This is a genomic window from Murdochiella massiliensis (assembly GCF_900059565.1).
GTDB lineage: Bacteria > Bacillota > Clostridia > Tissierellales > Peptoniphilaceae > Murdochiella > Murdochiella massiliensis.
The window spans coordinates 1,084,332-1,103,307 of record NZ_FIZW01000002.1 but is presented as its reverse complement, the minus strand read 5'-3'; the positions used below and the strand labels follow the sequence as shown (position 1 = coordinate 1,103,307).

Below are 18,976 nucleotides of genomic sequence, written 5' to 3'. Positions count from 1 at the left end.
TCAGCTACCAGACAGCATTCCAAAAATAATCGCTACAGCTGTTGCAATAGCACAAAGCACGATTGCAAGTGAAATAAGGAAAATCAAAAGTATGTAAAGCGCTGCGCATCCAAAGGATGTTAGAATTGAAAGAACATAGTGATGCCATTTATAGCCTGTTATTTTTCCACTTGAAGACCAAAGGCAATTATAAATCAATGTGCCAATCAGTCCACAAATCACAAATCCCCAAGGTCCAAGCCAAATGGCGATGTTTACTCCCCATGATTCAATGCTGCTTCCATATCCGTTTCCCCACAGTGCATTTAATAATTCATCTCCAGCTGTGCCAAATACTATTCCCTGGACTGCCAGCGGTATAGCCAATGTTAAAAACCAAAACATGCCTGAAGACGCCATTACTCCATCGGACATAGCAGGCGACGGAGATGGGGCAGCAGTAGTATTGGTTGGCGCGACATTTTGCGTCGTAGTAGTTGTCTTTACGGGTGTCTGAACTATGGTTGAAGGTGGTGTCGGCAGAGGTTTTGCTTCCAATTCACACCATGTGCATTTTTTCAAATGAGAAGAATACATATGGTGCTTATTTTTTGAGCAAACAATCAAATTTTGCTGCATTGTAGTGAGTGCATTATACCACTCAACCGTATCCGGCCTTTGTGATGGATCACTGTGTCCTTTTACAAACGCTCGAACAAAAAGATCCTGAATATGAGTCGGAAGAGAACTAAATTCAGGCGCATACCGGGGTGTCGTAAACCCAGATTTCTTTGTGTAAAAAGGAAAAAATCCTGTTACTATATTGTCTATAGGCTGCGGAACGGTAACAGAAGGTCGGCCATGTGACAGCGGCCCAATGTTTGTTTTATTGTTGGAGGCACATGCAAACGGGTGGCATCCGTTCATAAGCAACGCAAAAATGTGTACAGCCAAGGCAAACAAATCCGAATACTTGCTAAATGTAGGTAGCGGCGCAGTAGCCAAGGTCTGTCCATTTTTCATTTTTTCTTGTATTTCTCGCGGAAGATATTCCGGGCACCCCACTTCGCATCGATATACACGAGATCCGTTAGCATCAGTAATGTGGTAAGAATCCGTGTCTACTAATGTAACTCTGGCGCTTTGAGGGTCTACACCGATATTTTTAGGGTTCAAATCGCCACAAACCTGTCCGGCATTGTGTACCGCATTTATGGCGGCGCATAAGTTCTTAGCAATGGTTATTTTTTCCGACAAAGTACAAATATACTTGTCGGAGTACATGACATTTAAATCTTCATTGTTTTTTATTGCCGGCATAACATAACCGACGAATTGACTCCCTTGATAAACAACATCGACCGGCCAAGTGATTTGCTGCATTGCAGATGGGGGCAGTGCTGTAGTTATCATGGTTAATAGCTTCCTGTGCCGCGTCTCCGTCCTTTTATCATCCTTAAACACCTTTAACACATATTCAGGCATTCCAGTAATGCTGTAAACGGATCCTTCTCCACCTTTACCGATTGCCGGCTCAATAACTGTATATACTTTTCCTTTTTTTCCTGTATAAGAAGCCGCCATTTTTCCACCTCGTTTTTATTCCGCTTCTATTTTTAATTGATAGCCGCTCACTCCAGAGGACTGGCGAACCTGAATTTCATAGGTGTAACTGAGCGTGAGGTTCTTGAGCGTGATATTATCTCCATTGGTGCAGTATGTATCGGATGTAATCGTCTCTCCTAGTTCGTTGAAAGCATACAGTTCGACTGCACGTCCACTTCTTAAGCCCCCAATTTCAAAACGATACCTCCCGTCTTCAGGGGGGCTGAACAAATACAAAAAATGTTAAAACACAATTTGGTAAATTGATTAGTTTATAGATCGAACCTTCGCCGCCTTTACCCTCTGCTGGTTCGACAATCTTATATACCTTTCCGGTTGTACCTATGTATTCCATGCTATTCACCCCGCCAACTAAACAATTGATATTAGTTCTTTTGCGTAATTAACCAACAACACATATCCAGTCATTTTCAGCAGCTTTCCTAAAAAGCAAGCAGCATAAAATTTTATAGGATTCATCTTTGTCATTCCGGCGCATATTCCAACAACATCAAAAACAGGAAGAGGAATTAACGAAAAGAGAAAAACCGACAAGACAGGTTTTTTCATCAGCCACATAAAAAACTTTTTTTCTGTGTCTATGTTTGCGATCTCATTTCCGGTGCGCCCAAGTAAGTATCCAATCATCTCTCCGAGAGCGGTTCCAATGGAGCCAAGAAGGATGACTATCACTGGGTTTAAAAACTGCGCATATTGTATAACAATAAGAATTCCTGGAGCAGGAAGTAATATGGTTGCTGTGGCCGCAAAACACGCAAGAAAGACCCCCAGATATCCTGTAGCCGCATAATTCTCAATTTGATCCCGAAAAATAAAGGCACTTATGATAACAAAGAGTACAACTGCAAGGCCTATTATGCTTTGTAATATTTTTTTGGGATCTTGTTTCTTCATATATTTCTCCTAACTCACGTGCAAATGAAAAACAAATTGTGTATCGTTGCTTAAAAGCTGATAATGGGCAGCAAACACAATCGACTTGCTAATCGTATCCGCCGTAATGTCTATAAGTTTTTTCTTGGTTGTGGCGAGGTCAGGGACATCCGGCAGCTTGAAGACAATGTCTTTTTCACCCTTCTTTATGCATTTCAGCAAATAGGAGCGATAATCGCTTTGCGTATGCACGTACATTTGATTGATCCTGTAAAAACACCCGCTCTGCAAGCAAGGAGGAATCGGTGAAGATATAATTGTATGATCATTTTGTATCTCTCGGTCAGATAAATTGAAGTAGTCGTACCGGACTATTCCAAAAGCCTGTACAGTTAAATCAAAAGTCACATCCAAATGATAATGCGATCCATTTGCACGCACTATATTCCACGCATGCATATCACCTATAGCAGAGGGGGTAGAATGTTGTTGCTTTGATCTCCCGTAAACTACAAGGCTTTGGATGTCAACAAAGTCAAGCAAAAGTTTTACTGCTTTTGAAATTCCTTCGCACACGCCCTTTCCAAACAAAAGAGGGCCAACACACTCAAAAGAAGAGGCCGAAAACTCAGTGTCATATCTGACATTATTGCAGAAAAAGTCGTGTATCAGCTGTTCCTTTTCTTCCTCATCGGCACCTACACAGGTCGAAGCTATCGACGTACATTTGTTGATGAGCGATAAGAGTGTGGCATTGATTTCCTCTTTACTGAACCTATACTTTGGTATCACTGCTCCGCTGTTAATGAACGGAGTATACTGATACGCGGCAGATTCGACAAAGAATATAAAGGGATTATCCTGTTTTAACTTTTCAAGGATTACCGAAATTTGACTCATATCTGCGGCTTGAACAGGGATAGCCTTTGAGTACGCCAAAAATCCGTCTCTTAACTTGTCATATATTTTTCGCTCACTATCCTTAAGAGTAGATCGATAATAAGCGTACTGTTTGTCTTTGAAGTCTTTGAAATACTCAAATCCCTGCATAATTGTCATCAGTCAAATAAATCTTCGATTTTTCCTAAAATTCCTTTTTTCCGTGGTTTTTCGTGCTTGGGTTTCGCCTGTGGCTCTGGCTCCTTAGTAGCTGTGGGAGCCGTAGCACCACGAGGAGGAGCTGTAGTGGGACCGCCTGCACTGGAAGTTTCAGGCACATTATTGTTCTTTGGGGGTGTCTCTCTTTTCTCAAAAATCAGCAGCACATCATCAAAGGCATCGTCTTCAGATGCTTTTTTCGTATGATCAGTTGTCTGGGACGGGGCATCACTTTTGACGGTCGAGGCACCCGAATTCTGCGCATCATCATTTTCAGCCGTTTCTGTTTTTTGATCGGAATCTGATCCAGCCTCGCCATCTTCCTTTTTAGCATAAAGGTGAGGATATGCTTTTCGATTCCACGCTTCCTGGAGTTCTGCCCAATTAGGTTCTGAGTAAAAATCGGCTTCCTTGTCGTCAACCAGCAGATCGGTGTTGATAAGACCGACAATTGTTTTATCATCTTGCTCAGCTTGCATTAAATTAACCGGGTAGTTTGACTTTTTTAACGTGTCTATTATTTCATCAGCCGCATCTGATGCGCGTTTTTTGTAGATACTAAGCAGACGCTCATAAAATTCATCTGCGTTATAAGACTCGTCTGCAATAACAAACTTTGCTATCAGCTTTCTCACGCAATCAATCTTTTCTTCGCTGAAACCATAAGGGTCGGCAAAATATGATGCGAGAGGAACATAGGCCTTGTTTGCTTTTCTTTCATGGTCTCTCAAAAGGTAATGACAGAGTGTTTCCAGCATGCCATCGGTCATCAGTAAAACCGCAGCGAGATCCTCCTCGTAAGTGTCAATAACCCACTGGGTGTAGCCCCCTCTAAGAGGAATCACCGATACTCCATCAGTACTTTTCTGCGGCCGTGTGATCTCTACGTAATCGCCGAATGTGGTCAAGCCAAAAATGGCTCCATCGCCAGAATGCCCATAAATAATTCGCTGACCATCATAGATTACCATTGATAGCGTTGTATCATAACTTTCAATTGGCTCGCCACTTTGCTCGGATTCCCTTAATATCTGTTTATAAGCATAGTTATAGGCGGTACGCATCATTGACTTAATGCTGATTACGTTATAATCCCACGGCATACACTCATCACAAAACTCGACGACTGTCTCCGCCGCAATTTTAGAGCCTATGTGTGAGTTTTTTGCAGAGCCGACTCCATCCGCTACAGCAGCGATATACCAACCGTTTTGTAATTTTTTGATATAGTGAGAATCCTGGCAACAGGTTCCTTTTTTTATGTGTGATTTTCCAACAGTGCTTATGCCATAATCAATAATCATGTTTCAATTCCTCTCCTTGCGATGAATTTGCCGAGCATTGACCTAAAGGCACTTGCAAACGCAAGTATCCTTAGGTCAATGCTCAGCAAGTAGAAATTCAACTTGCTAATCATTGAATATGTAATTTACCAATCGGTAGGAATGACCTGAGCGTCAGAAGGCAGATTGGACAATGCCGGATTTTCCCCGACACGGCTCACAGAAATAGTAACCATACTTTCGCTCAACCAGTCGAATATTCCCTTGAAATTAGTTTCATCGAGCGCAATGCACCTTTTAGTTAACGAAGTGAGAACATCCTTGCTGTACCCCGGAACACCAACGGCCCAGAACTTCAGCTTTCCATGAGCGCCCTTGCTCTCCTCGTCAAGGATTCTTTGTCTTGCCGCAGAAATGTCATCGGTAGGAGCGCCATCCGTAATCATGAAGATCCACGGTTTGAAGCAAGGAGTGCCCATATCATTATAGAAATGATTTCTTTCCTTAACCTTGTCGATGGCAAGATTAATGCCGGCACCCATTGCCGTGCAGCCCGTCGCTGAAAGTGTAATCGGCTGCATCTGAGGCAGGGGGGGTGAAGTCCTGTACGACGCGAGCAGTATCATTAAACTCGATGATTGCAATGTCAACGCGCTTTTGCGCCAGCTCGTCCATCGATGTTTGCTCTTTAAAGTCGTTGATTGCCTTGTTCAAGCTTGCGATGGGAGCGCCACTCATGGAACTGGACGTGTCCAACAGCAACACGCAGGCCATGTGCGGTTCACCCGGAGCTGCAATTCCACCTCCGGGAACCTCGTTGAAAGTTGTTTGATTTAACTCCATGATCAAATCCTCCTATTTTTTATTTTAATTTCCGAACGCCGTTCGGTTAATTGCGTGAAAGGAAAATTTCCTTAACTTTTTACCATTTGTCAAGTGGAACAATATGTGCGTTTTCTGGAAGCTCTACAATAAAGTTCCCAGGATTATCAAAACGCTTATTGATGCAATTCCCAATGAAATCGAATAGTTCATCCAGATCATAGTCATCAACATTCACGACACTATTGGTTAGGGCCTGTAGTATTTTGTTGTCACAACCGGGAAGACCAATTGCAAATAGCGAAACCTTATTTTGTTCTTAAGGTCCTTTGACCATCTCCTGCAGAATAGGCAAATTGGAAACGAAATTACAATCCGTGATCAAAATAATCCTCGGCTTATAATAAAGCACACCATATTCCATATATTTTCGCCTTCTTTTATAAACCTCATCGAGTGCAGTTTGAAGACCTGCTCCGAGATTTGTTGGGCCGTATGCCTCTATGGCTATTTCGCTACACACTTTAGAAGGGAGAAAGGACCTTATCACTTCTGCGTGATCAGAAAAGGCGACTACCGCTAAATCAATTACTTTAGCATAATCACTTTTAGACAGCAACTCGATCAGCCTAATGATTCCGCTGTTCAATCTTCTTATCGGCTCACCGTGCATAGATCCCGCAGTATCAATAAGAAACAACAATGGAATATGCGGTTCATTCAGTTGCAGAATATCCCTATCATTTTGGGAGGTAATATTAAACTCCATGTACTTATCTACCTCAACGTTGTATATGCTAATTCACGTGCATTTCGATCTAGTATATATACTTCCGATGGAGAGAGCCTAGCTAATTCTTCTGGCTTAACGATAAACTCGCGATTTGTAGCAACACTTATGCTTGTAGAAGAACCAAACCCGTATCCCCATAGATAATTTTGATTGGTGCCAGTATTCTGCGATACTTTATCAACATCGTAATAACCAAACACCTCAGCCCATTTATTGCACGAGACACCCATGCTGTGGGAAAAAACTATGCACTTGCAGGCATTGCCAACAAACGAGTGAAAAAGATTGTCATCCGCGCCGAGCATGGAATATACATCATCCGCTAACATCGTTGTAAGGCACCTTGAAGAAAGTGACTTAATTATTTTCAGGAGTGTGTCATTTGAATTGATATTAATTCCATCTAAGACAAGCATAATTTGCCTGCCCGCAGCCAATACCTCCTTCACTTCATTCATCAGCAGATTCAGCAGGATATCATTGGTGCTTGAGCCTATGTCAATCATCAACATACCATTGTGTTCTACCGCAGTTCGAATATTAACCGCCGCATTGCGACTTCCTTTGTTTGAAAGCACTCCGGCACCTTGATAAGACAATTGCGAAAAAAACGATTGGACATTCGCACGCTCATTTTGCCCCTGCATTAACTGATTTCTAATCTGCACCGCCTTTTGATCCGTTATATGTCCTTGGACAACCGCATCGTCTATTTTATCAAACAATGCATCGTGAGGGCATCTGATAAACATTTCACAAAATGGTGGAATGTTTTTACTCTTAATGAATTCCGCAATGCCTATGATATACTGTTGACCGATTGCGCTAATCCCCGATGGAGACTGTGTCGAATTAATAATCAAATTGCATATCTCTTGATTCGTCCTGTTATAGAAGGGATCATAGACTGATGTGCTTTTTGCAATAATGACTTTGTTATTAGTAAAGGCTGTGGCCGTTGCAATTGCATTTTGCAGATTTATGTTTCCTTCATGCAGAACAACAACTGGAACATTTTGCGACAGTGAGCATGCCACAATTAAAGCGGCCGCCCTTGAGCGATATTGGGGGATTCCTCCAGAAATAATGTAAGATCCTACTTGGGCATCTCTTTCAATAAACCCCTCAATATCACTCGGCTCGTAGCGTGTAATGTTACGTCGAGCCTCGTTGTTCCTTTCTATATTACGAATAGTTTGTTTTGTCCGTCTGTTTGCGAGCCAAGTGTTTACTAATGAAGTAAATGTTCCTATCTTCATCACCCCCTAAACAGATCGAACTGGAATTTAAAAGGTTTCTCAAAAGGTAACCCTACTATGGCCTGTCCTACCCTAAGGCTATTCATATCCCAGTCTTCAACCGTTTTTCCCTCGCGTTTTTCCTCAATTAATGTATTGTTTGCAGAACGGTATTGCTCTAAAACGATATTTTTTCCATATAAATCGGATATAAACTCTCTGGTGGAGGTGTCGTTAGCCTTGAATGCCAGCACCGAAGAAAATCCAGCAGCTATATTTCGTCCTTTGCTTTCGCCGTATATTTCATACAACTGCTCGATGCTCTGAATACCAGCCATTATCTTGACACCAAGACTTCTGCCAAAGTTCACTCCATCTTCAATGTGCTGCAGGTTGGGCAGCAATTTAAATTCATCACATATCAAATATACATTTCCTTCTGGCTTGTTTCTTCCCATAGCCTCCTTAAGCGCCAAATCAAAAAGCAAGCGATATATTGGGGAAAGCGTTTCCCCAATAGACATATCGTACTCGACAAATAGAGTTTTAGCACCTTTTTGCCGTACAAAGTCCCTAACAGAAAATCGACCATCGTCTGCGAATACCCCAATGAAAATCTGCCTAATTACATTTTGCATTTCAGCCAGAACACCAAGGGACTGATCGGACAATCCATCTCCAATGTAACTCAGTACAGAGGATAAATCCGAGAATACATCATTTGACAGTAATTTGGTGATTCTATTAGGCGTCAGACGATCAAGGTAGCTTTTTAGGGCCTTATTGTTAAAATACGCCTTTTTAAAATCCAAGTCATCTGCCCCCATTCTTACGTGGGCAATAATAAGCGATGCCAGCAAATCTCTAGCCGCGTTTGGAAAAAACGGCTGACCGCTTTTTTCTACAGCGTCACGAAAGAACGAACGCATAATCTCGTGGGTGTTATTGTAAACATCGTTGTTATTAAATCCATCTACGACGATTTCTTTATAAATGTTCCACCTGCTTGAAACGTCAGCATGCGCTTTTGAATTTGAAATAACAACATCCCCGGAACGGTAAAACTTGCGCAGGAAGTCGCCCTTTGTATCAAAAATAATCATAACGTCATCTTTTCTTAATTGGCGTTTGATCTGCTGGACAAAGTAGTTAAACACATTCGTCTTTCCACACCCAGTTCCACCAACTAAAAGTGTATGCTTGCTGAGCGTTTCCTCAGAGAAACCTACTGTTGTCTGCTTTTGATTAAAGTAGCCTGGTATATTTACATATGTAGGCCCATTTTTGCTTGGGGGAAGCGTATGGTTAATACTGTCTCCCTGTATGGTTGTTACATTTACCGCCATAATTATCACCTGCTGATTCCATGACCTTCGCTACTGCTATTTGTGGTGCCTTCACTGTCTTCTGCTCCGCCTGACTGTCCGGCTTTATAAGCATCTCTCGCACTGCTTATTCCGTCACTGTTGCCATCAGTATCAGTTGTAACGCTTTCATCTGATACATACGCTTCCCGAACATGTTCTATAGACAAGATTTGGTCGTCGGAATAGCATTCAGTGAGGTCGTTTACCGGAATTTGTCCTAGTTCAGATCCCTCAAAATCGTTCATCGTTTGGGTTTCCGGATCGTAATAACCGTTTGTTGCGTTATGGTAGCTGCCTTGATGAGCGCCATTTAGGTGTTCATCCTCGCTTAAAAACTGAATGTTCGACGGGTCGCCTGCGTATTCTGGATACAGGCTTACAGACTTCATGTGATGCCCTTCATAACCAGACACAGCACCTCTTTGTAAAAGTTCACGCTGCTGACTCGGAGTCCAGTCTCGGGTTCCTTGACCGTTATTTACCCGTTCTTTTTCTTCTTTCCATGCGTTCCTAACGGCATTTTGCCTTTCATTTGACAGGCGCTTTTTTTCTTCGTTTGTTAATCCGCTTGCCATTATTCCGCACCCGCCTCGTATTTCTTGAAACAGTCTATCGCCTCTTTCAAGCATTCAGAGATGCTGGCCCAAGTGCAGTACTGTTCGTCATTTTCATGATCCCATTGAATTACATCGTAGGGAGCATTCAAATTAACACACAGTAAATCACCAAAGTTTAGTTTTGCAAATATCAAGTAGTGATTTGGTATAGAAAATGCGCTGCGCCGTGTCTTTGCATTTGCCTCACGCAATGTCATTCTTTTATCGTTGGGTTCAAGACCGTATATTACAGTTCCCGGGATAAAGATTTCGCCGCCATCAAAATGTTTATACAGCACCGTCAATTCGCTGGGCAAGACGATAGAATTACTTGTCTGAAAATTGAGAATAGAAGTCGTTCCCACTTTTTCGCATAAATCATGATGCTCGCTATAGGTCAAGAGTTCTTTGAATAATTCGGCTGTTTCCATTCATCTTATCTCCTTAATCCACGAACAAGTTTTTTCCCTTGTTCTTCATTGTTTGTTTCTTCTTCGCTTTTATATTGGGAATACACTTCTCGCTTGGCGTCATCCATTGTGTCTCCTTGCTGCCAAGTCTCATAAAATTCTTCGGCATAGTTTTTTCTTATTGATGCCAACGATGCGCTGGCGGCCTCATCATCGCCATCGCCTGATTCCATTTGCTCTTTGATGACCATCAGTTCGGCTCGCATAGCTTTTAGCTCTCGAATCCGATCTTCTCTGCTTTTTTCGGCCAATAATGTCACCTCCTACATTAGATTTCGTCAGCCATGAGCAAAACGTAAGAAACGCAGTGATTGCAATGGTTTCCGGCCATGGCTAAAACCGAAAATCACTCATATGGTATAGAAAGCGGAGCCCCTTTTTGGTAAAATTAATTTGCAGAAAACCAACCGGAAAGGGGCTGGCCGCTATCTACCGACAGAAATCATTCAAGATGTCACGCTGTTTACATCCCAAAGTGCCGCTGCGTTCTATGACAAACTTTTCAGCAGTCTGGACTTCACGCTGCCCAGAGCGGCAACCGGGCGGCGGGGCTTTCCGAAAGAAGCCATGGTCTGTGCTTTTATCGTTATGAAATGCGAGGGGCTCTCTCAGATCACAGATTTGATGGATTATCTGGACAACAGCCGGCTCATTGCCCATTACTGCGGCTTTAACATCATGGAGCCGCTGCCGTCCTACTGGACGTATGACCGTTTCCTTAAAAAATGGATAACGTTGCATTGAAAGAAATTATGGCGGCACAGGTGAAGAAACTCTATGAGATGGGGGTTGTGGATGCCTCATTTATTGGTCTGGACTCCACACCCGTTGCAGCAAATACAAAGCAGAACAACCCGAAATCCTTTGCAAAAAACAAGTTCTCCAAGGAAAACCACCCGAAAAGCGACCCGGACTGCGCCCTCGGCGTCCACTCGGCCTCCAACCAGCACAATGAGCGGCGGTATGAGTTCTACTGGGGCTACAAAAGCCATGTGCTGGTGGACTGCATCTCCGGGCTGCCGCTCTATGAGCTGACCACGCCGGGCAACATCGCCGATTCTGCTGTCGCCGCTGAGATCCTCGCGGCCGCGGATCAGACGATTTCTTTGAAGGAATGCGCCTTCCTTGCCGACAAGGGCTACGATGCGAAAAGCATCTACAATATCGTGAAATCGGTCTATGAGGGCGAGGCATTTATTCCCCTCAATCCACGCGGCACGAAAGCCTTAAAGGCACTTTCTGTCGGTAATCCGGTCTGTGAGGCAGGCCTTGCCATGCGCAAGGATGGCAAGACCACCGACAATGGATGTACCCGGCAGAAATACTGCCGCCCGTTCCGCCAGTCCAAAACGGGTGCGTGTCCCTGCAACCACAAGAATTGGAACAATGGGAAGAAAAACCGGGGCTGCACGAAATATAAAGCCATTCCCGATGACTACAGACTTTCCATTGACCGCAGCTGTCTCTACTTTAAACGGACTTACGCCCTGCGGACGGAGTGTGAACGTTACAACTCTCGTTTCAAATCCACAGGTCAGGAACGGCTGTGGGTGCGTAACGGCGCAAGCGCAGCGAACCTCAATACGCTGGCTCATATCTCCGCTTTAGCGGTTGCGCTGGCCGCCGTTTTGTCCGGCTCTCACTCCTACCGCGCATCCAAATCATTCCGGCGAGGCGCTTAAAGCACCTCCCTCATACGGCTTTTTTCGCTCGGTTTTCCTCCGGGCTTGCTTTTTATGCGTTTTTTCTCTTTGCCGGGTGATCCCTGCTTCCTTTCTCTCTTTGCCTTTTTGTTTTAGGACTTGTTTTGCTCATCTCTATAGATTTCGTCATTATATTTCATTATTAGCTCAATAGGATATATTTTTAAGTCGTCAACCATTTCCTTTGTTGCATTAAAGTTATGAAAGAAAAAGATTAATGCAATATAAGCTGCCCACGACATTTTTCTTTTTCCTGTTTCAATACCATAATATGTCTGCCTAGACATACCGATTAAGTTCGCAAGTTCCTCCTGAGATATGGCTGCTTTTGCTCGCAAGGCAACTAAGTTTTCTTGTAATATGGCAATGCTTGTCTCTTTATGCTGCGGTGTGATCATCCACTTTTCTCTAATCATTTGTAGCCATCTCCTTTTCGTAACAATTAATAAGCATAAGTTTGTTGCAAAGCCGCAATAGTATTGGCAAGCTCTTCTTGTGGGATCCTGTTCATGACCTAGAGACTTACGATTTTCAGTCAGTTTTTTATTGACTATTGCCCGATCATCTATAGTCAATTTATTCTTGCGCCATCGTGAGAGGCTTGCTTCGTTAATAGTTTCACAATGGTGTTTTGTTCTGTAACAACCCACATTGCAATAATAGTGAAAATCATAGAGTAAACAACTCCACATTGATTTTCCAATATTATACAACGCGACAAATTATTTGTCAATATGACAAATGAAAAATGCAGCAATTAATATTAACGATGCGATTATTGTCTTTTTTGCAGATCACTAATAAAGAAGAGTCTGGTTCTTTACTGATGATTTGAGCCATAAACAGGAGACGAAAAAAACGAAGGTGCTTAGCACAAAGAGTAATATATGTAGAATCCGGAAATGATTTTGGTTCGACCAGGTGTCACATTTGGTTCTGGGCTTAACATCATTACTCAATTTTTTATGGCTCAATCATTTTTCTTGTGGGATTGAAGTGAAGTAGGGTGTGCGTGTCAGTGTTCGTACTGGTATGCTTTTCGTAGCAATCAGCACGGGAGGCTCCGCCATGCAGTACATTCATTTGCCCTCTGGACTAACTGGATTTCGAAACTCCATGACCACCATAGAGATGGCCCAATCAGGCCGGGAGGTCTACTTGCTGCACGGAGAACTGGAACGAGGCGAGGTTCCTTTCTGCCCTGCGTGCGGTCAGAAAATGCACATCCACGGGAGCAGGATCACCATGCTCCGGCACCTGTGCTTTGGCTCCCGTCTTAGCGCAGTCAGCTTTGAGAAGCGGCGGTATCGCTGTCCTTGCTGTGGGCATACGGAGATGGAGAGCGTCCCCTTCAAGGCGGCCGGTCATAACATCACCCGTGAGCTGTTGCAGTTCACAAGGGATCTTCTGGCCTATGGGTTTACCAACAAGGAGGTATCCGAATTGACTGGCCTTGGAAAAAACACGGTGAAAGAGATTGACCTGCAACGGCTCAAGGACAAGTACACGGTGGACGGCAAAACCCTCATAAAGCCTGAGAAACAGGCTCATTTTCTCGGCGTGGACGAGTTTAAGCTGCACAACGGCTACAAGTACGCCTCCCTCATCATCGACATGGAGAGCGGACATGTCCTGTGGCTCGCACACGGCAAGCGCAAGCGTACCGTCTATGACTTCATAGATCATGTAGGCAAGGCTTGGATGGACGGCGTGGAGGCTGTTGCCTGTGACATGAACTCGGATTTTCAAGAGGCATTTGAGGAACGATGTCCCTATATCCAGCCTGTTTTTGACTACTTCCACCTCGTCAAGAACTTCAACGAAAAGGTTGTTGGTGCCATCCGCAAGGACGAGCAGCGAAGGCTTGCTGCCGAAGGGAACACAAGGGCCGTTGCCGCTCTAAAGAAAACCAAGTATATTCTCACATCGTCCAAAGACACCCTGCGCCGCAAGGACGAGGAAGCCGCTGAGGGCAAGGTCATCTCCCATGGTGGAGAACTATTCCCTCAGCCTGTTGTTGTCCGCAAATCCGGCTATGTCCAGCGACACGAGGAACTTATCCGGCAAAACCAGCTTTTCTTTACTCTGGACATCATCAAGGACAAATTGGCAAATGCCTACAAGCAGACGGACGAGGCGGCCATAGCGGAGGAAATGTCCGACATCATGGACATCTGCACCGTTACGAAGAACAAGCGCTTGCTCTGGTTCCGTCGTATTCTCGATGCGCATTTTGAGGGCATTATTGCCCATGCTACTTTCAATATCTCCGCTGGCAGGATCGAGGGGATCAACAACAAAATCAAGACTCTACGGCGCAAGGGCTACGGCTATCCAGATGACGATTACTTCTTCCTGAAGCTGTTCGATGTCAGCCGGAAACCCTACATTAGAAATCCTTCATCCCACAACTTTTATGATTGACCCATATTTTTCATAAGTTGTCGGTTTTGTTCGACATTTGTATGCACAAAAAAATCCAGCACCAAGCCCATCTCTGAGCTCGGTGCTGGATAAAATAAGGCTTCGCTTTACGGATTCACTACCCCGTATCCGAGGATCTCATAATGCCCCACCGGGTACTGATTGACCCGGCAGCTATCGCTGGAGTTGCCCTCGACGGTGTAAACAATGCCGTTTTCGACCTTTTGGACGATACCGACATGATCGGCCTGACCGTCCTGTGGACCGGAGCTGCCCTTGTTGTCCCAATCGAAGAAGATAATCATGCCGGGTGAGGGCTCCATGGCGTTATCCGCCCACAACCCACGCTTCCGGAACCATTGGACACCGTTGACACATCCTGCGAACTTCGGAATGACGCCGATATCGATGTATCCGCATTCGTTTGCGCACCAACTGACGAAGCAGGCGCACCACTCCACGCGGCTGCCGAAGCCATACCATGACCAATACGGCTCTCCACCCACATTGCCCACCTGTGACAGTGCCACGGCAACGATCTGGTCATCCACTCCGTAGATTCCGTAAAGCACCGCCGCCCACATGCTGCTGTCCTGTGCAAGCAGCTCCGCAAGCTGCTGCTTTTGATCCTCATTGAAGCCGTATTGCGCAGCTATTGCCGCCATAGAGAATGTGCGCAATGGCATTAACCTGATGCGGCCTCAGCGTGATCTCCGGGTTGATCCCCACGAAATTCAAATAGCTGCCGTCATATGCACGGGGGCGAATGCTGTTGAACTTTTCGTTATACAGCTTGGTCAGCTTTTCGCGGCGCTCCGGATCGCTCCAAATCCAGTCGGCAAAGGCCTGCTTGATAAGCTCCTGCTTTCCCTGGGCGATGGCGGTTTCTTTCTTGTTGAGCACAGCCGTTTTCCTGCCGTTGGCATCCTCGATATAGTCGAAAATCCTCACGTCACGGAGGTTCAGGGTTTCCTCCATGATTTTATAGCCGTTAACTCTGCTCGTTCCATAGGTGTTGTGAGCTTTCACATTGCTGCGGTCGTAGGACTTACCCTCCACATTCCATTCGCCGGTGTACTGTGCGTAGTGAACATGAATGTTCCATTGGCAGTAGCGAGGGGGCTGAACAGCTCAAACATGAACTCCTCGATGATTTCCGGGGGCAGCCATGTTGCCCCAAGCCTCACGGAAATTTCACTTGCCGTCAGGTCAACCGGCTGTACCGCCTCAAGAGCACGGACATTCTCACCGTAATTCTCGGGGTAGATCTCCGCACTCTGCTTTGCCCAACGGAGCTTTTCACGGACATTGCCGGAGAGATATTCATCGGCAGGGAGATACTTCGGCTTGCCGTCCTCTTCGCTTATGTGCATGGGGTTGAGGAAAATGACGCCCTTCAAATCCTCGAACAGCTCCTGCTCGTTTTTTTCCGGTGAGCTGTGACATATACGGCATATCGATTCTTGCTTTTTCTGCAAGGGACAGTGCATAGGCCTCGGAAGCCGTGTCAACCGACTGCACCGTTACCTTCTGCTTGATGGTTCTCTTGGAGAACATATCCGCCTTGCGAAGGAAGTTGCCTTCATCGTCCAGCACCTCCAACGAGGAAAGCAAGCAGTAGGAGCTGTCGGATTTGAACGCCGAATTGTTGGCTCTGCCGCTGATAAGCCCGTATTTCTTGCTAAAGTCGTCATAGAGCCGATTGAGCTTTTCCTGTTCTGCCTTGATATCGCCATCGGGATAGTCCTCCGTCTGGTACTCGATCAGCGTCCGGGCGCAGTCTCGGATACCGATCATGCCCTTGATACGACTTTCGGCAGTTGCAGAAACATCCACGGGGTTCATGCGGCTGTTTTCCCGGTAATAGATTTTGCCGTCCACCACTGTGAAGCTGAAGTTCCGCACATCCGGGTCGGCGGGGATAGAATGGTCTTCCGCCTCCGCCTCTATGTCATCCAACTCAAGCTCGGTAATCTCGGCATGAATGTTCTGGATGGCATCCCGCAAGAGGTCGCCAAGCTCTGCATTTTCATAGGCAATACAGGCGGACTCCATGCCATGGGGTCCACTGACCATCTGCATATCGCCCAGCACCATTTCGGGGTTGGACACAAAATAGGCGTTCATCCGGATTCCATTGGCATCGGTGACCAGATGTACCCATTCGGGTTCAATGTCGATCAGCCTGTCGCGCTTTTGGAGGAAGAGGATGTCCGATGTGACCTCCGTACCGGCAGCGGCCTTGAAAGTGTCGTTGGGCAACCGGATAGCACCGAGCAGGTCAGCTCTCTGCGCGATATATTTTCGGACATTGGGATTTTCCTTGTCCAGCGTACCCTTTGAGGTGATGAAGGCAATCACGCCGCCAGGCCTGACCTTATCCAAGGTGCGGGCGAAAAAATAGTCATGAATGAGGAAAAGGTTTCCTTCACCTCACCATGAAAAATCACCTGAATCAGCCAAGTTTTCTGATTGCTTCGAATTACTAAGGGGTCACGTTGCAGAATCGCCGCCCGAGGCTTGATTCGATTTTTCCGTATCGCCTCGGCGCAGGCAACGTCATTGACCAGCCATTTTCCGAATACGGCATAACTGAGTTCCTGCATCGTGCGATTGACCAGCAAAGGGGTTCCGTCCAATCGTGAAAAACATACACCATCCGGAAGATTGTCCAGACTTTCCTTGATCGAGTTTTTCCCGATTTCTTTTTTTTGACTCTTACGAATCCATCGGATAAAAAGCATTTCCAGAAGGAAAAGAACGATGAGTACGACGAGCAGATATCCGACCGGAACGGATAGAAACTTCCTACCGATCCGCATTTTACGGCTTCCGATCTCCGCTAAAACTTGTGTTGCGAAAAAACAGACGGAAAAGAGGAGAAGACTGCCAAGAAACGCAAGAGATTTCGGCCGCATGTCCACCATTTCAACGACGATGCGGATGCTGAGCATTAATAGAAATAGGCAGAGGGTAAAGAGAAGCGAAAGGGTTCCTTCCGGTATGCTATGCAAGGTCATTTGCCTCTCCTTCCACCGCGATACGCCAAAAAGCTTGGGTTCCTTCCCAAGTTTCCTCAATGCGAAGCGTGACACCATCTTCCGTTTTTTGCACCTGATCCAAGATAGAAAAATGCTCTGTTGTTTCCATCGTCATCGTCCAAACCGGACATTTCCCCTGTTCTACCAGATCAATCGACAGCGAAGAGAGAAACGAAAAATGGGGCTCAAGAATGGTCTGAAACACCGCATATATTCGTAGACACACCGCTGCATCGACAAGATTATTGCTCTGCCAATGCAAAGCGGTTGTAACACCTCTTAATCGTAGGTAATTCAGCGATTCGGAAATCGCCAGGCCGACCTCAGCGAGAGGAAGCTGTTCTTTCGTTTTGGCCAGTAAAAACAAATTGGAATAACGTTTGATGTACACGTTGTAAATGCAGGCGTCTTTCAGGGCATGTTCAAACGCTATCTCCTCTTCCGGCATATGCGCTATGATCTCTTTCAGACGATGAAATTGAGGATTCAACTTGGCATCGATCGCCAAACGAATTTGCTTCTGCTCGTCAAGTTGCGCCATTTTTTCCTTTAATTTATTGTCCGCGTCAAGAAGATCATTTTCGCTCATCATATCCTCGTTCAGAGCAAAGAGGCGAGCTTTTAAGGCGTTAAAATCGGTTAAGTCCACAAGCCAGAACGATCTTCCTCCTTGAATTTCAGCACTTTCCAAAAGTGTATTGGCATCAAGAGATACAGGATGCGCTTTGGTTTTCATGAGCAGATCGCTGTTGACAACCGGTCCTTTGTTCGGAGCAATAACCATCTCCCCCTCTGCATCCATGATGCCGATATTCAGCGCAGACATTTTTATGAAACGTCCATAGCCTCTATTGGAAGGCAAAAGCCTTGTAAGCACCAGCGCTTCAATGAATAAAATCACCGTTAAAATATTAAATTCTGCGCTTTTTATCATTAAGCGAATGGGATAAAACGGTTTCCAATCGAAAACATAAAGCAGCGTATATAGCATCCACAAAGAGAGAATTCCGATCGGCAGAGCAATCGGTTTGAACTGTTTTGTGGAAAAAGATGGGATAAGTGTACAGATGATCGTGGCCATCGCCAAAAGCAAGATATAGATGAGGGTCAAATAAAATACGGGGCCATATTGGTCGGCTCCTTTATCCGTTAAAGAAAACGCAAGTCCGTGAAACCCGTTTGTCAAAATGAGCAATACAAGAAGTTCCGTCGAAATCCACAACAGATTCCAATATTTATTGATGCGTTCCCGTTCCGACTTGTTAATCGATAACGAGGTGATAAAGACGAGATGAACAATATTGAGCGTGAAACAATAGTAGCCATAGCGAATATACTGTTTTGCCAACGGATTCTCCAGCAAAATTTCGTATTTTACTGTGCGCAACGCCAAATAGCCGATAAGCAACAAGCTGACGCTCTGAAAAATACGAATCGAAGATGTGCGCAACAGACGGTTTTCCATATTCCGTCGCCATAAAAAAATGATAAAGCCATACAGACAAAAAATCAGAACATGAACCGAAAAATGAATCACGTGAAAGGCGTCTAAAAAATGCAAAGTGATCGCCGTGAATACGAAAAGGAGAGAAAGGCAATAGCTAAGAGCCTCTTTACGATACATAATTCCTCCTTTCCTGCTGACGGGCATAAAGAACGATAC

The 18,976-nt window shown here is 45.1% G+C and carries 21 protein-coding genes; 3 read left to right on the top strand and 18 right to left on the bottom strand.

What is annotated here, in order from left to right:
* The 12 genes from BN3910_RS06630 to BN3910_RS06575 form a co-directional block, all read right to left on the bottom strand.
* Positions 1–1,563, bottom strand: a complete 1,563-nt coding sequence (locus tag BN3910_RS06630) for a protein kinase domain-containing protein (protein ID WP_066925683.1) — start codon at positions 1,561–1,563, stop codon at positions 1–3.
* A 393-nt stretch (positions 1,564–1,956) separates the two neighbouring features.
* Complete coding sequence (locus BN3910_RS06625) at positions 1,957–2,499, bottom strand: YqaA family protein (protein ID WP_066925680.1); 543 nt, start codon at positions 2,497–2,499, stop codon at positions 1,957–1,959.
* 9 nt (positions 2,500–2,508) lie between these two features.
* Entirely contained in the window at positions 2,509–3,537 is a 1,029-nt protein-coding gene (locus tag BN3910_RS06620) for a transglutaminase domain-containing protein (RefSeq protein ID WP_066925677.1), read from the bottom strand.
* Positions 3,537–4,880, bottom strand: a complete 1,344-nt coding sequence (locus tag BN3910_RS06615) for a protein phosphatase 2C domain-containing protein (RefSeq protein ID WP_066925674.1) — start codon at positions 4,878–4,880, stop codon at positions 3,537–3,539. Before BN3910_RS06615 ends, BN3910_RS06620 begins: the two co-directional genes overlap by 1 nt.
* 125 nt (positions 4,881–5,005) lie before the next feature.
* On the bottom strand, positions 5,006–5,401 hold the full coding sequence (locus BN3910_RS07705; RefSeq protein WP_148417351.1) for a vWA domain-containing protein: 396 nt from the start codon (positions 5,399–5,401) through the stop codon (positions 5,006–5,008).
* On the bottom strand, positions 5,385–5,702 hold the full coding sequence (locus tag BN3910_RS07700; RefSeq protein WP_066925669.1) for a vWA domain-containing protein: 318 nt from the start codon (positions 5,700–5,702) through the stop codon (positions 5,385–5,387). The genes BN3910_RS07705 and BN3910_RS07700 overlap by 17 nt, the downstream gene beginning before the upstream one ends.
* Positions 5,703–6,000: 298 nt before the next feature.
* Positions 6,001–6,450 (bottom strand): vWA domain-containing protein, encoded by a 450-nt coding sequence (locus BN3910_RS06600; RefSeq protein WP_066925668.1) that lies wholly within the window; start codon positions 6,448–6,450, stop codon positions 6,001–6,003.
* Positions 6,451–6,458: 8 nt separating this feature from the next.
* Entirely contained in the window at positions 6,459–7,733 is a 1,275-nt protein-coding gene (locus tag BN3910_RS06595) for a hypothetical protein (protein ID WP_066925666.1), read from the bottom strand.
* Positions 7,733–9,058: a type IV secretory system conjugative DNA transfer family protein gene (locus tag BN3910_RS06590; protein WP_066926303.1), complete on the bottom strand. Its 1,326-nt coding sequence runs from the start codon at positions 9,056–9,058 to the stop codon at positions 7,733–7,735. The genes BN3910_RS06595 and BN3910_RS06590 overlap by 1 nt, the downstream gene beginning before the upstream one ends.
* 5 nt (positions 9,059–9,063) lie before the next feature.
* Complete coding sequence (locus BN3910_RS06585) at positions 9,064–9,654, bottom strand: hypothetical protein (protein ID WP_066925661.1); 591 nt, start codon at positions 9,652–9,654, stop codon at positions 9,064–9,066.
* Entirely contained in the window at positions 9,654–10,106 is a 453-nt protein-coding gene (locus BN3910_RS06580; RefSeq protein WP_066925658.1) for an SMI1/KNR4 family protein, read from the bottom strand. The genes BN3910_RS06585 and BN3910_RS06580 overlap by 1 nt, the downstream gene beginning before the upstream one ends.
* A gap of 5 nt (positions 10,107–10,111) precedes the next feature.
* Positions 10,112–10,396: a hypothetical protein gene (locus BN3910_RS06575; protein ID WP_066925655.1), complete on the bottom strand. Its 285-nt coding sequence runs from the start codon at positions 10,394–10,396 to the stop codon at positions 10,112–10,114.
* Positions 10,397–10,538: 142 nt separating this feature from the next.
* Here BN3910_RS06575 and BN3910_RS07920 point away from each other — a divergent pair, with 142 nt between their 5' ends.
* Together BN3910_RS07920 and BN3910_RS06570 are read left to right on the top strand one after the other, a co-directional pair.
* On the top strand, positions 10,539–10,889 hold the full coding sequence (locus tag BN3910_RS07920; RefSeq protein ID WP_197457235.1) for a transposase: 351 nt from the start codon (positions 10,539–10,541) through the stop codon (positions 10,887–10,889).
* Positions 10,890–10,897: 8 nt separating this feature from the next.
* A complete protein-coding gene (locus BN3910_RS06570) occupies positions 10,898–11,827 on the top strand; it encodes a transposase (RefSeq protein ID WP_197457234.1) in 930 nt (309 codons plus the stop codon).
* Positions 11,828–11,940: 113 nt separating this feature from the next.
* Here the strand turns inward: BN3910_RS06570 and BN3910_RS07915 are convergent, their stop codons facing one another.
* Positions 11,941–12,264, bottom strand: a complete 324-nt coding sequence (locus BN3910_RS07915; protein ID WP_066925652.1) for a helix-turn-helix transcriptional regulator — start codon at positions 12,262–12,264, stop codon at positions 11,941–11,943.
* Between the two features lie 652 nt (positions 12,265–12,916).
* On the opposite strand from BN3910_RS07915, the gene BN3910_RS06555 reads away from it, so the two are divergent.
* Entirely contained in the window at positions 12,917–14,272 is a 1,356-nt protein-coding gene (locus BN3910_RS06555; RefSeq protein WP_187367696.1) for an ISL3 family transposase, read from the top strand.
* Positions 14,273–14,379: 107 nt separating this feature from the next.
* Here BN3910_RS06555 and BN3910_RS06550 read toward each other — a convergent pair whose 3' ends face one another.
* From BN3910_RS06550 to BN3910_RS06535, 5 genes are all read right to left on the bottom strand, one after another.
* Entirely contained in the window at positions 14,380–14,958 is a 579-nt protein-coding gene (locus BN3910_RS06550; protein WP_082790345.1) for a CHAP domain-containing protein, read from the bottom strand.
* On the bottom strand, positions 14,903–15,331 hold the full coding sequence (locus tag BN3910_RS07910) for a hypothetical protein (RefSeq protein WP_197457233.1): 429 nt from the start codon (positions 15,329–15,331) through the stop codon (positions 14,903–14,905). Before BN3910_RS07910 ends, BN3910_RS06550 begins: the two co-directional genes overlap by 56 nt.
* Before the next feature lie 264 nt (positions 15,332–15,595).
* On the bottom strand, positions 15,596–16,633 hold the full coding sequence (locus BN3910_RS07905) for a hypothetical protein (RefSeq protein ID WP_197457232.1): 1,038 nt from the start codon (positions 16,631–16,633) through the stop codon (positions 15,596–15,598).
* Complete coding sequence (locus BN3910_RS06540) at positions 16,630–17,292, bottom strand: hypothetical protein (protein WP_066925646.1); 663 nt, start codon at positions 17,290–17,292, stop codon at positions 16,630–16,632. The genes BN3910_RS07905 and BN3910_RS06540 overlap by 4 nt, the downstream gene beginning before the upstream one ends.
* Positions 17,279–18,937 (bottom strand): hypothetical protein, encoded by a 1,659-nt coding sequence (locus BN3910_RS06535; protein ID WP_066925644.1) that lies wholly within the window; start codon positions 18,935–18,937, stop codon positions 17,279–17,281. The genes BN3910_RS06540 and BN3910_RS06535 overlap by 14 nt, the downstream gene beginning before the upstream one ends.
* Between the last annotated feature and the right edge of the window lie 39 nt (positions 18,938–18,976).

What these genes read in the sequence shown, in the direction of transcription:
- BN3910_RS06630 (WP_066925683.1), bottom strand. Translation starts at nt 1,563, where the DNA reads ATGGCGGCTTCTTATACAGGAAAAAAAGGAAAAGTATATACAGTTATT.
- BN3910_RS06625 (WP_066925680.1), bottom strand. Translation starts at nt 2,499, where the DNA reads ATGAAGAAACAAGATCCCAAAAAAATATTACAAAGCATAATAGGCCTT.
- BN3910_RS06620 (WP_066925677.1), bottom strand. Translation starts at nt 3,537, where the DNA reads ATGACAATTATGCAGGGATTTGAGTATTTCAAAGACTTCAAAGACAAA.
- BN3910_RS06615 (WP_066925674.1), bottom strand. Translation starts at nt 4,880, where the DNA reads ATGATTATTGATTATGGCATAAGCACTGTTGGAAAATCACACATAAAA.
- BN3910_RS07705 (WP_148417351.1), bottom strand. Translation starts at nt 5,401, where the DNA reads ATGGGTGCCGGCATTAATCTTGCCATCGACAAGGTTAAGGAAAGAAAT.
- BN3910_RS07700 (WP_066925669.1), bottom strand. Translation starts at nt 5,702, where the DNA reads ATGGAGTTAAATCAAACAACTTTCAACGAGGTTCCCGGAGGTGGAATT.
- BN3910_RS06600 (WP_066925668.1), bottom strand. Translation starts at nt 6,450, where the DNA reads ATGGAGTTTAATATTACCTCCCAAAATGATAGGGATATTCTGCAACTG.
- BN3910_RS06595 (WP_066925666.1), bottom strand. Translation starts at nt 7,733, where the DNA reads ATGAAGATAGGAACATTTACTTCATTAGTAAACACTTGGCTCGCAAAC.
- BN3910_RS06590 (WP_066926303.1), bottom strand. Translation starts at nt 9,058, where the DNA reads ATGGCGGTAAATGTAACAACCATACAGGGAGACAGTATTAACCATACG.
- BN3910_RS06585 (WP_066925661.1), bottom strand. Translation starts at nt 9,654, where the DNA reads ATGGCAAGCGGATTAACAAACGAAGAAAAAAAGCGCCTGTCAAATGAA.
- BN3910_RS06580 (WP_066925658.1), bottom strand. Translation starts at nt 10,106, where the DNA reads ATGGAAACAGCCGAATTATTCAAAGAACTCTTGACCTATAGCGAGCAT.
- BN3910_RS06570 (WP_197457234.1), top strand. Translation starts at nt 10,898, where the DNA reads ATGGCGGCACAGGTGAAGAAACTCTATGAGATGGGGGTTGTGGATGCC.
- BN3910_RS07915 (WP_066925652.1), bottom strand. Translation starts at nt 12,264, where the DNA reads ATGATTAGAGAAAAGTGGATGATCACACCGCAGCATAAAGAGACAAGC.
- BN3910_RS06555 (WP_187367696.1), top strand. Translation starts at nt 12,917, where the DNA reads ATGCAGTACATTCATTTGCCCTCTGGACTAACTGGATTTCGAAACTCC.
- BN3910_RS06550 (WP_082790345.1), bottom strand. Translation starts at nt 14,958, where the DNA reads ATGCCATTGCGCACATTCTCTATGGCGGCAATAGCTGCGCAATACGGC.
- BN3910_RS06540 (WP_066925646.1), bottom strand. Translation starts at nt 17,292, where the DNA reads ATGACCTTGCATAGCATACCGGAAGGAACCCTTTCGCTTCTCTTTACC.
- BN3910_RS06535 (WP_066925644.1), bottom strand. Translation starts at nt 18,937, where the DNA reads ATGTATCGTAAAGAGGCTCTTAGCTATTGCCTTTCTCTCCTTTTCGTA.